Annotated in this window: 1 protein-coding gene (only partly in view); it reads right to left on the bottom strand. The window is 71.1% G+C overall.

Annotation, left to right across the window (positions count from 1 at the left end):
- Positions 1–1158: 1158 nt before the first annotated feature.
- Positions 1159–12691, bottom strand: the 3' end of a protein-coding gene (locus ACTWP8_RS19865) for an SNF2-related protein (RefSeq protein ID WP_443323492.1). 16748 nt of this gene lie beyond the right edge of the window; 11533 of the gene's 28281 nt are visible here — the last part of the coding sequence; the start codon falls outside the window, past its right edge; its stop codon occupies positions 1159–1161.

The raw sequence follows: 12691 nt of genomic DNA, 5'->3' as shown, positions 1-12691 counted from the left end.
GAAGCCGCCCATCCCGCGCCCGGCACGGGTGCGTCGAAGGCCGACGGAGCATCATCCGCTGCCCAGGTTCCTTCGCCGGGAGCGGTGTGCTCGGCCTTCGGCTCAGGATCTGCGGAGGGCTCAAATGCGGGTGGGACGTCGTCCTGGTCCGCCCACCCGTCCGCAAGGGCGGGCTCGCCGGTTGACAGGGCGAGCGGCACGTCGTCCGCGTCTGTCCATCCCCCGGGCGCCACGGCCCCTTCCTCGATCGCGGGCTGGAGGGCCGAGGGGACGTTGTCCTGACTCCCCCACCCCGGCGCGGGGGCCAACGCGGAGGGTACGTCGTCCGTATCCCACGCCGCCGCGGGTCGGGTTGCTGCATCGTGTACGGCTGGCGGTTCCGGCGAAGCATCGGATCGCTGTTCGGACGGGGGCACCGGAACGGCAGCAGCATCAGGGCCCAGGGCGGAGGGTACGTCGTCACGTGCCCAGGGGTGGGGCTGCGGGTCGGCAAAGGCCGAGGGCGCCTCCGTCGTCGTCCAGCCCGCGGAGGCAGCTGGTGCCGTCGGCGCGTCTGCTAGGGCAGAGGGCACCTCCGCCTCGTCCCAGCCCTCGGCCGCAGGGCCGGGCGGAGCCAGCGCCCAGGGCGCATCCTGCTGTGTCCATCCGGCAGTTGTGCCGTCGGGCGTGCGGGCTTCTGCGCGCTGAGCTTCGGTGCGCGCGGCGGGGTGGCCGGAGCCGGTCGGATGGGCCAGCGCCGATGGAACGTCCTGATCTGCGGACCAGGACGCGGGCGGGGCGAGCGCGGAGGGGGGCTCCTCCTGCGCCGTCCAGCCCGCTTCTGGGCCCGCATTGGAGGCGTCCATCAGGCGCGGCCCGGTGGCTTCGCCCGTCGGGCTCTCGGGCGCGGTCTCGAGGGCCGAGGGCGCGTCTTCACTTCCCCAGGCGGCCGGGGCGCTGGTCGGGAGTGGGAACTCTTCGGGAGCGGTGGCCAATTCGTCACCTCGTTGACGATCACGGTGGCGGCCGGGCCGCCTGCTTCCCCTGGATCAGGTCAAGTGCCTTTCGACGCTAGGGATCGCTGCCGGGGCGGGGCGCTGTGCGCCGTCACCCCTCCCGCCTGGGGGGATCCGCCGCGCGGAAAACTTGCGGCGGATCCCCCCAGGCGGTCCGTGGGCTTCACCGGCTCTGGGCAACGGCCGGTGTCGCCTGCGGTCCGTGAGCGTCTGGACGGGGCTGGCGCTCCTGCTGAGCCTTGGGTGTCGGGGAGGGGGCCGTGGCCTGGCGCGCCTCGGCCGCGGCCCTGAGGCGGTCGCGGGCGCGGCGGGTCCGCTCGGTGTCGACGCGGTCTTGGACGAAGGCCGAGCCGTAACGCTCCACGGCCATGACGACCTTGTCGTTGGTGGCGCCGTGCAGATCGGAGCGGGTGAACTGGGCGGCCGCCGGGCCGTTGGGGTCGAATCCGAAGCGCAGCACACGTCCGTGCTCGGGATGGGGCGTGACGGCCACGTACAGGTCCAGGGGGCTCATCGTGCCGTGCAGGGTGGGCCTGCTGGGTGCGGCGGGGTTGTCCATGAGCCGCAGCAGGTCCTCGCGGAGCCGCTCGGGGACGATGGGGGCGCGCTCGGCCGACTGCTGAGGCCGGTGGGCCAGCACGGCGTGCAACACCTGCTTCCCGCTGGCCCCTTCGAGATCGGCCACGGTGAACTGAGCAGCTGCGCGCGGTGCGTTGGGGTCGAATCCGAACTGCAGCACCCGGCCGTGCCGAGGGCTGTCGGCGACCCGTACGAACAGCGGAGTGTCGTCGAGGGTGGTGTGCTCGGTAGGCGTCGAAGGCGCCGTGGAATCGTTGACCAGGTGCAGCAGGCTCCGGCGTAGTTCCTCACCCTCGGACGGCTCGGGCACAGCTACGGTCGGCTGCTCCGGTTCCGGTGCGGCGTCTGGCTCGTCGGGCTCGGCCTGCAGTACCGCCTCAAGCGCCTGTTCCCATTCCCGCTCGGACTCCAGCTCCGAGGCGAGTTCCAGCGCCGGGTCCAGCCCCGCTTCCTCTTCCGGCCTCGGTTCTGGCGTGGGGGTCAGTTGGAGGGCTGGTCGGGGCAGCGCTGTTGCCTGCGGCTGGGTGGGCTGGTGTGCAAGCGGTGCACGCGAGGAGAGCCGGTAGACGTGCTCGGGCAGAGCAAAGGCAGTGAGGGCGAGCTCGGCGGAGGCGGGGTGGACGACGGTGCCGTCTACGACGGTGGCGTCCAGAAGGTAGGTGCGCTCGCCGCCGCCGTGGGGGTGCTGGTGGGTCACCATGGCGCGGCCGCGGATGCGGGTGGTGTCGTGCGCGGGGGTGCCAGCAGGGCCGGTGGGCGCCACGGCGGATCCGTCCGCGTCCAGGTCGAACTCGATGATGTCGTCGTTGAGGACGAAGCCGGCGTCCAGTCGCAGACCGATGGGCTGTCCATCGGTGTCGAGAACGGTGTCTTCGCCGGGGTGCTCGACGGGGAGATTGCGGGGGAAATGCCAGGTGCTGCCGTCGTCGAGAGTGAGGGCCACGGTGCCGAACTCGGTGTCGGCGCGGTGGAGGATCTCCCAGGGCTTGAACTCGTCGTTGATGGTCATCCAGGCCCATTCGCCTTCGGCGAGTGCGTCGGCCCAGCGGTGGCTCTCGGTGGGGAGCTCGGGGCGGTTCGTCTGCTCTTCGAAGAGGCGCCACAGCGCGTCGCTGGGCGAGTTGTCGTGCCCGTGTGCGCGGTCGTGGTGGGCGCGTTCTTCCAGGATCGTGTGGCTCAGGCGGACAAAGTCCTCGCCGCTGAGGCGGGTGCCCAGCTGGGGGTCACTCCAGTCGAGCGCCGACCCGTCCGCGAGGGTCAGCTCGGTCAGTCGGCTCGCGAAGTCGCGGGCCTCTTCCAGGGACGGCAGGCCCTCCAGCGGCTCGGGGGTGACGGCGAGGTCACGCACGGACTCGGGGGTGAGGTAGAGGTCGGGCAGCAGTCCGTCGAAGGGCAGGCCGCTGCCAGCGGGGAGCACTTCGTAGGTGTCGGTGGCGGGGTTCTGCCGCAGGGCGAACTGCCCGTCGGCGGTGAGCTCCACGAGTTGCCGGTCCTTAGCCAGCTTGCGCAGGTCGCTGCGGCGCTGCGGGGTCAAGCCGGGGATGTTGTCGTAGATCAGGTGGGTGCGGACCTGGCCGAGGGAGGCAAAGCGCCGCTGCGCCGCGGCCACTCCCCCAGTCGGCGTTGCCGACTCCAGGGGCGCGGCCACCAGGACGTGACTGGTGGAGCGGATGTTCTGCCGGTGTTCGCCGGTGGCCGCGTCCAGGACCTGGACCCAGCCGATACTCGCGCCCTTCTCCGAGGTGGACTCCTGGACCCGGACGAGGACCGGAACCTCGAGTGGCTCAAGGGCGGAGCGCAGCTGTCCCTTCTGGTGCGGGTTGTTGACTTCGCCCTTCCACCAGAAGGTGCCGTCCGAGGCGGCCACCTCTCCGATCTTCTTGACGGTTGTGATCTCGAAGGCCTCTGGGCCCGGCATGGAGGGGTCGGCCTGCTCGGGGGCGGGGCTCGTGGCGGCCGCGGTCTGGCGGGCGGGCGCGTTCAGGCGCTGGCCGGTGCTCTCGTAGTACTCCTTGGCGTAGCGCCCGTCGCGCTCGTCGAGGCCCTGGGTGACCAGGGCATGCAGGATCGCTTGCTTGATGTCGTGGCCGTGCTCGTCTTTCCAGTGGATGGCCTTCATGGGCAGGGCCCGAAGGGTGGGGTTGGGCATGTCCCAGGGGAAGGGGCGCCCTTGGGCGTCGCGGATGCTCTCCAGTGCGTCCGCGATGCGGTTCGCCCGCTCCCGGGTTTTGATCTGCTTGCCCCAGGGGCCGAAGACGCGGGTGAGCCGGTCCGGAGCGCGGACCTCGTAGCGGTCGGGAGCGACCGTGATGATCGCGAGGCGGCCGCCCGAGCTCAGATGGGTGCCGGCCTCGGGCTTGCCGTGCTTGTGGCAGAGCTCGACGACCATCTGCTGGCTGCGCTGATCCGTGTCGGCTTTGTAGCGGACGACGCTGCTCAGGTGGGCCTTGAGCAGCATGTTGGGCTCGGCGCCGGGGTCGGCCTTCTTGTCCTCGGCGGTGAGGACGAAGCGCGGGGCCGGGAAGGGGGCGGGCTCTGCCGTGGGCGCGGTAAGGGGCTGGTTCTCCGGAACGCCGGCCAGGAAGCGGCTGAGCGCGACCGCGGCGCCCTCGGGGCTGGCGTAGGCCGTGCCCTCGGCCAGGGCCAGCTGGCCGTCCGGGGCGAAGTGGTAGCCCTCGGCGCTTGCCACGATCGTGCCCAGGAGGGTGCCGTTGCGCGTGACGTCGCGGGTGCCGCCGGGGTCGGCCGGCTCCAGGGTGAGCGCGTCCAGGTCCTGGCGGAAGGCGTCTTGGCCGCCGAGCTGTTCTGCGTCCGTCTGCTGGTGGGTGCGCTGTGCCAGTTCGGCGCGCAGCGCGTCGCGCTGTGCCTTGGCGCGGACACTCGCGCCGGTGTCTTCGTGTGTGGCGTACGCGTCGAGCCACTGGTCGAGGGCTGCGGCTTTGGCTTCGAGCTCGGCGACCTCCATGCTCTGCGGCGCGCGGGAGACCAGCGGGGGCTTGGGAGCAGGCTCCTGTACCAGGACGGGGGTCGCCGCGCCGGGGCGGGGCGCTCGCTCGGGACGGTCCAGCAGGGTGACGAGTTGGGTGGCATCCCGCCAGGCCAGCACCTCTTCGAGACCGTGGTAGTGGCCGCGCTCGTCCCGCAGGGTGTGCGGTCCGACCTCGACGGCCTGGGCCCATTCGCCGCTCTTGCGCAGCAGGACCTCGATGCGGGTCCCGTCCTCGCGCGGCTCGAGTTCGGCCACGGTCCAGCGGCCGACGCGCTTGGCGTAGGGGAATTCCTGCCCCCTCAGCTGCCTGAGGAGAGCGGCGGACACCTCGCGCGAGGCGTCCGGCTCCCGGGTGGGGGCCGGGAGGGTCGGCTGCGGCGCCTGGGAGGTGCCGGTGGCCGGCACCGCGACGACCTGGTCGTGAGTGAAGGTCAGCGCACGGCCGTCCGCACTGGTGCCGGTGTAGGAGGCGCCGTCAGCCGACTCCACGGTGACCGTGCTGTACAGCTGCTGGTCGGTGGCTGCGTGGGCGGGGTGGTGCGGATCGAGGATGCGGACCTGCACGCCCACCTCGATGGTGGGCTGGACGCTCGGGTCGGCGGCTATCCAGCCCTCGGGGGCGGGCTGTGCGCGGTTGAGGCGGTCGTGGGTGGCTTCTTCGCCTTCCACGGTGCCGCCCTCGACGGGCGTCTCGATCCGCCCGTTGAAGTGGACCTTGGCGCCAAGGGTGCCGGAGACGTAGACGGACTGGTGAAGCTCGACCTGGTCGCCGCCGACGGGGTTCCAGGCCACGAAGACCCGGGTGCCGCCGGTGCCGTCGCCGACCTGGACCTTGACCAGCTGGTCGGTGCCGCGGGTCTCCTTGGCGATGACCTTGCCCAGCTTTGGGGCCAGGGTCGGGCCCGGACGGTTGGGCAGCACCTCGCCCGTCGTCGGGCCGAGGGCCGCCCGATCGGGGGCGGGGACGCGCAGTTCGGGGGCGAGGGCGAGACTGCCGCGGATGCGCTCGGCGTCGTCCTTGTCCGCGAAGAGGGCTTCGTAGGGTTCCTCGCCCGGGCTGCGGATCCAGATGACGTCACCGTTGGCGCGGTCCACCACGGCCCAGCGCCGGCCGGCGTCGGTGGCGCGGGCGCTGACCCGGTAGGCCGGGGCGTCCGCCTCGGGCCGCTGCGTGGCCGCCTCGTTGCGCTTGGGCGGGGTCGGGTCTGTGGGCGCGTCCGGCCCGTCCTTCGATCGGGGCGCGCGCTGCGCAGGGGTTGGGGCGGCGGTTGCGTCGGTTTCGCCGGTGGATCGGGGCGTGCGCGGTGCGGAAGGCGAGGGCTCCTTCACGGCGGGTGCAGCTGCGTCTTCGTTCTCGGTGGGGGCCTTGGGACCGGGCTGGTCTGCGGACTGGACCGGGGCGGCGAAGAAGGGGGTGCCGGTGCGGATCCGGTCGATGCGCTTGCCGGACTCTGCGTTCTCAACATCGACGACACCGTGCGACCCGAAGCGGAGCCGGACGAGCACCGGCTGCTTGATCGCCTTCTTCCGGCCCGCTGCCCTGCCGCCCCACCACAGCGTGCCGTCCGGGGAGGACAGTTCGCGTGCCTCGCCCGGCTTCATCGAGGTGAAGACGGGCTGAGGCGGAGCCTGAAGCGAGGGCGTGGTCTCCTCGGCGGGTTCCTGCTTGCCGATGACGCTGGGCGGCGGCAGCTCACCCGGCCCCACCGCTGGCGGGAGGGCGCGTTGTTCGGCCCGGATCCCGGCAACCGACGACGACGAGGTGCGCGCGTGGATGGTTACCGTGCCCTGTACCGGGTCGTTGAGTGTCAGCCTGCGGTAGCCGCTGTCCGTGGTTTCCGCATCGACCACTTCGGCGCCGCGCAAGCCATGCCCGCGGGTCGCGCCGTGGTGGTAGATGCGCCACGATGCCGACATGACGGCGTCGCCAGGCTTGAGGCTCGTCTTGGGTATTTCCTCCACCTGGTAGGCGGGGTGGGGCGGAGTGTTCAGGCGGCACACCATGCCCTTCGCGGGCAGGTGAGAGAGGTCGAGTCCTCTGCGCAGCAGGGTTCCATCGAGGCTGTGAATGTCCGTGTCGACGAGGGAAAGGCCCGTGCCCTGCGGGTCGGGTGCCACGTAGCCGCGCAGGATCAGCTGCTCGGGCAGTGCGCCTCCGACACCGTTGGCGGCCCTCACCTCGGCACGGCTGCAGTGCAGCTCGATGTGTTCGCCAGCCGCAACCTCAACGGCCCGCACCTGCACGCCCAGGAGCTGGCCGGCGAAGTTGTGCACGGGCCGGTCGACCGCGTCGGTGAGTTCCACCTCCTGCGGTTCACCGGCATACAGGTGCATCACGTCGCCACCGCGCAGGCCCACCTCGGCCGACGTGTAACCGCGGCTGGTGAAGTTGCTGACGCTGCGGACGGACTCGACGACGGCGGGCAAGCCGTCGGCCAGGATCCCGGTACCTGGGGCAAGCTCCAGCACGTCAGCCGTGCCGGTCGACGCGAAGTTCTCGGTCTGCTGCACCGGAGCCGCGGTGCTCGCGCTGCGCCGCCGAGGCCGCTTGGCGTATTCGGCCAACGGCTCGGGCAGCGTGAGGTGGTCGAACCTCTTTGCCAGTTCGTGCAGAAGCTCCCGGGCCTGTGCTTCATCGGCGACCGGCGTCCGCTGTTCCTCGCCGCCGGGCCGCAGAGTGGTGCCGAATGCGCCCTCACGCACGCGGCGCCAGACGTCGACGGGGTCGGTGTTGTCGGCCTCCTGGTCGAAGGGGTTAGGGGGTGCGGTCTCCTGCGGCATGGCGACGACCATGTCCGGGGAGAAGTCGATGGTCCGCCCGTCGGCGCACTGGCCCGAGTAACGGATGTAGTCGCCCCGGTCGGCGGCGCTGGTGATGGTAACGGTCTCGTAGGGGACGGAGAGACCGATGCGATGCGGGCTGCGGTGGTCGGGGATGCGGACCTGCTCGCCCAGTTCCAGGTGGTGGCGAGGTTCGAGCAAGGTGACAGCGAAGCCTTCGGGGATCTCGATGCGTGCCGCTGCCGCCGCCTGAGCGCGTTCCAGGGCCTTCCCGGCGCGCGGGGCGACCTTGCAGCGGGTGACGACCGTCTCCTTGCGGCCCTTGTACTCCTTGTGTTCCTTGATCTTGCCGCGCAGCCAGATCTCGTCGCCGATCTCGAACTCGTTGAGGCGGTAGCCCGAAGCCCACCACACCAGCAGGTTGCCGTCGGCAGTGACCATCTTGACCAGCGTGGAGGTCCGGATGCCGTCGTAGGTGGACACGTGCAGGACCTCGGCGGCCACGCCGCGTTCGTCGCCGGCCACCCCCTCCAGGGACTGCTTGGGCTCGCCGACCCACTGCGACTTCTCCGCGAGACGCTCGGCCACCTTGCGGCGATCCCGTGTCTGCTTGGCGGCTGCGGCGGAGATCAGTAGCGGCAGGTTCCGTACGCTGACACTCTCCGCGCCTGCGACCGCGCGCAGGTTCATGGCCCACTCGCTGTCGCCGGTCACCTCCAGTGCCGCTTCGCGCAGTTCTTCAGCCTGGGACTGCATGCCCTCGGCACGCTGCCGTGTCTCGCGTATCCAGGCGCCGACCTCCGGCCGCGGGTTCCTCGGCGGGAAGAGGATCGTGTGGACGGCGTCCGACGTGCTGGCCTTGTTGGTGAACTCCACAGCCGCCTTGGACTTCCAGCCGCTTTCGGCAACGACGGCTGCCGTCAGCGCCAGGACGTCCAGCGTGTTGAACCGGTCCTGGTAGCCCCGCCCGGCTGCCAGGAGGTCGCGTTCTTCGTCGGGGCGGGTCAGGTCCTCTAGGTCATCCCACCCGAGCATCCACAAACCGGTCGGGCGGATCCCGAGGAACTGCTGCAGGCAGTTGGACCCGACCTGGGTCTCCTCACCGTCCGGGCCGCGCACCACATAGGTGTCCTTGCGGTCACGCTTGGTGTGGCAGACATCGCACTCACAGGCACGCGGCCGGTGCTTGAGGGTCTCCCCGGGCATGGTGCGGGTGACCAGACCCGCTTCAGGGTCCCAGGTCAGCGTGGCCACGAAACGGAAACCGTCGTGCTGGACGGTGGGACGGTTCAGGTGGAGGACGGCGCGTTCGCGGTAGCGGGTGGTGCCGTCTTCGTCCTCGTACTCCTGCTCGTAGGTGCGCACCGTGTGGGTGAAGCGGGCCTCGATGCCGGCGCGTTCTGCCCGCCGGTTCGCGGCCGCGATGCGTTTTTCGGCTTCCTCGACGAGGAAGGCGGGGATGTCGTACTCGACAGCCAGGGATTCCAGCGTGTCGTCGGGGTCGGATGCCTTGGAGGACTCCGCGGCCGAGGGGCCGGTCTGTTCCGCTGTGGCAGGAGTCTCAGGGGCAGCCGCTTGCTGCTGGCGGGCGGCGTCCTGCTTGGCTTCCAGGCTTTCGTAGACGGGCAGTTCACGCCCGCGGCCCACGATGATTTCCCGGAGTGCGTCGACCGTTTCGGTGCGCTTGGCGTACGACCAGTTCGACGGCAGCGCATGGCAGTACAGGCCGTGCTGCCGGTGGGCCGCGTCGATGGTGCGGCTGTTGAAGCCCTGAGGACCGCTGACGACCTCGAGCGCGAAGATCAGCTCACGGTAGTGCGGGGCAGCGCCCCACACGATCGTGCGCTCCTGGTTGTGCTCGATCCAGACGTCCAGCCAGGTCTGCGCGTTGGGCAGGTCGGTGAGCTCGGTGTGCACGTCCATCAGGTGCTGGACGGAGTCAGCGATCGTGTCGCGGCCCTTGATGGGGCTGCCGCCGTAGGTGGTCTTGTGCTTGCCCTGGCCGAAGGTGCCGTTCTCGACGGTGCCGATCACGTGGTTGTCCGGCCCGTAGATGCGGGTCCCGGGGTAGCCGCTGGCCTGGTGGTAACCCGGGTAGCCGGGCACCGGGGTGGCGTCGTCGGGCAGCTCGCCCTCGGGGGTGGGCTGGGACTCGGCGAGCCCGAATTCGCGCTGCCGGGCCTCGCGCTCCTCGCGGGTGACTTCCCACTCGTCGAAGGCCTGGACGACGAGGGCGACCGCGCCCGCCACGGTCTCGTAGGGCTCTTTGGTCGTCCAGTTCTCGATGGTGGTGGCTGCGTAGCCGCCGGTGGGCCGGGTGACGACAGAGCCGATGACCTGGCCGTCCATGATGACCGGTGCCCGCACGAGTTGCCCGTCGGCCTGCAGCTCCCCGATCCTGGCGCGGGCCGCCAGAGCCTGTGCCCTCTCGCGGCCGCCGAGCCGGAATGCGTCGTAGACCGATACCGGGTCGCTGGCCCAGGCATCGGGAGTGGACTCAGTGTCCGGGGCGGAGCTGGCCGACTGCCCTGCCGAGGCAGCCGCAGCTGGTTCCTGGTCCTGCGATCCCGATGCCGCGATGCCGTCGTCGGGCAGGTCGGGCGACGTCTCTTCTCCCGGCTCGGCGTCGCCGCCCGCCGGGGCGGGGGTGTCGAGGGCCATCTGTCCTTCTGGGACCGCCTCCTGCTCCGGCGCCGGGGGAGCTTCGTCTCCCGTGAAGTCCTCGCGCCGCATCTCCGTCCAGGGCCGGCCGACCGGACCCTCGGCACGGCCGTCCTCCGCCTCAGTCACGTCAGCAGGGGTCTCCGGCGCAGCAACGGCGGGTTCGGCGGGCGCCGCTGGGGCGGGCGTTGCTGCCACACCGGACAGCAGGCGGGCGGCGGCCGCATCGAGGTCCTGGAGCTGCGCGGCCCAGTACTCCATCACCTCCACCCCGGCACGCGCTCGCTCCGGCATCACCTCGACGCCGTCCGCAGTGGCCACCTCGGCCAGACGTGTGAGGGCGCCGCGCGCCGTGCGCACCTGCTCGCAGAGCTTGGCAATCGGGGTCGGCCTGGTCTCGATCGCCTCGGCGGCGGCGCGGACAGCCCGCATGCTGCCCATCAGCTCGTCGTGGCCGATCACCGGGAACAGCACACCGTTGGTCGGGTGGTCGAGCGCCGCGAGAAGGGCAGGCCGCGCCGCTCGGGTCACGACGGTTTCCGGGCGCAGTGCCAGCTCGCCCACCGCCTCCCGCAGCGGACCGGCCTTCGCCATGGCCGCCGTGAGGTGGTAGCTGACGGCCGTATCCTCGCGGGTTCCGTCCACGGTGACCGAGCCATCGGCTGCCCGGCTGATGCTGGTCACGGTGAGCGGCGGCGACCAACTGTCCGGAGTCAGCTTGTTGCCCTGGGGTTCAGGCAGTCGGATGGTGGCACCGGGGGTGATCTGCGCCCACGCGCCGCGTCGCCAGCCCTGAGGTGCGGCGTCGTGGAGTCGGTCCTCCCAACGAATCGCCCAGCCCTCGACGTCGCTCTTGCGCTCCATCGCCCTCAGGGCATTGCCGTCAAGATCGACGAAGATCCACTTGTGGCTCTTGGTGGAGGTTGCCGGGGGATCTGGCAGTTTGTCCTTGTTGAGGACGGCTCCCAGAGGTTCGCCCAGCTCGTTGAAGAGTCGTTTGCCGCTGAGGCTTTTGAGTTCCTTGTCGTTGGCCAGGACGGCCTGCAGGGTGGCCCGGAGCTTCTCCTTCTCCGCGAGGATGCCAGCGCGCCGCTCCATGGCGGCGGCGATGTGTTCCTTGCGGGCCTCGATGAACGGGCGGTGCGCCTCGTCGGCCAGGGGGAGGTCAAGGCGTGCTCGTTCCTCTTCGAGAAACTCCGTCGGTGCGTTGCGCAGGTCGATGCTGCCTGGCCGCGCGGCGGTGGCCTCCCCCACCGGGTCGGCGATGGTGATCAGGTCCTGGCCGCGGCGGCGCGCGAGCACCTTGCCGTAATAGACGCTCTCCAGCTCCAGCGTGAGCTGCTCCGGGTGCACCTCGGTGACGGTGTGCCACCAGGCCTGCGTGCCCGAGAGCAGGACTTGATCGCCGGGCTGGAACTCGATCGGGCTCCAGTCCCGCCGCTGCTGGGGGGCGAGCCGATCGAGTTCACCGCGCTGGTCGAGGCCGATCTCCGGCAGGGTGGTGTCCGCCGGAGCGCCGTCACGGCTGTAATGCACGGCGATGCTGCGGCCCAGCTTGAGCATGCGCCGCACGAACAGGCCCGTCTTGTAGGCCCGTGTCTCCGGGCGAGTGCCCTTGCGCTGGACCCAGGCGCCGGCGCTGGGCATGCGGATGAAGTCTTCGGCCTCCAGAGCGGCCAGGGCGTCCTTGTCGTGTTCGGCGACACCGAAGACGTAGGTGCGGGTCTCCTCTCCGTGGTCCCGCTCGTGGTGGATCCACACCGTTTCCGCGGGCCTGGGTCCGGTGACGAGAGCGGCCTCCTGCAGGGCCTGGTGGCGTTCGGCGATCTTCTTGGCACTGGCGGACGGGGTGCGTTCGCCGGGCATGTTGTCGGTGCCGACCGCGATCCGCCACTTGACCGTTCCGTCCCAGCTGTTGGGGCCGTGCCCGTGGCCGATCTGCTCGGTGCCGTAGCCCACGGTGATGCGCTCGACGTCGTCGCGGGAGCTTTCGCGTGGCGGCTCCAGTCGCCACCAGTAGCCGGGCATGCCCGCCACTTCCTGCGCGTCGAACGGCATGGCGGTGTTCTGGTTCGGCTCGGGTGTGGCGCCGGGCTCCTCGGCCGGTACCTGCTGCGCCGCCTCCGGCTGCCCGGCGAAGGCCCCAGGGGTGACCGTCGGCTCGGCCGCAACCGCCTGCTCAGCAGGTACCTCGGCCTCTTCCTCGACGGGGGCGGGCGTCGCCGCGTAGCGCTGCATGGCGTTCAGGGCATCCGCGATCGTGGGGTGGGTCTCGCCGCCGCGCGGTCCCTTACGGCCGTCGGGCCACAGGGCGAAGGACCGCTGCTTGTCGGCAGCGAACTTCCCCTTGCGCGGGTGCCACTCCAGGCTGAATCGCCAGTCGCCGACCACGGTGTGGGCTTCGAGTTCGACGTTGAGGCGCTGGCTGGCAAAGCCGGAGTCGGTGGTGCTCCGGGTCATGGTCCAGCCCTGTGCCTGGGCGGTCTTCCACAGCTGAGCAACCGTCTCGGGGACGGGGTAGTGGGGGTCCCAGACGCCGCCTTCCGTCACCGGTGGTCCGTCGTCGGTTGCGGGGGCGGTGGTCGTCTCGGCCTTCGTTGCGGGGGCGGTGGTCGTCTCGGCCTTCGTTGCGGGGGCGGCCGTCTCGGGCGTCGGGGCGGCCGCGGGTCCGGGTTTGGGCGTGGTG

Source organism: Streptomyces sp. 7N604, assembly GCF_052245475.1.
In the GTDB taxonomy this organism is placed as follows: Bacteria; Actinomycetota; Actinomycetes; order Streptomycetales; family Streptomycetaceae; genus Streptomyces.
This window is presented reverse-complemented; position numbering and strand designations above follow the sequence as displayed.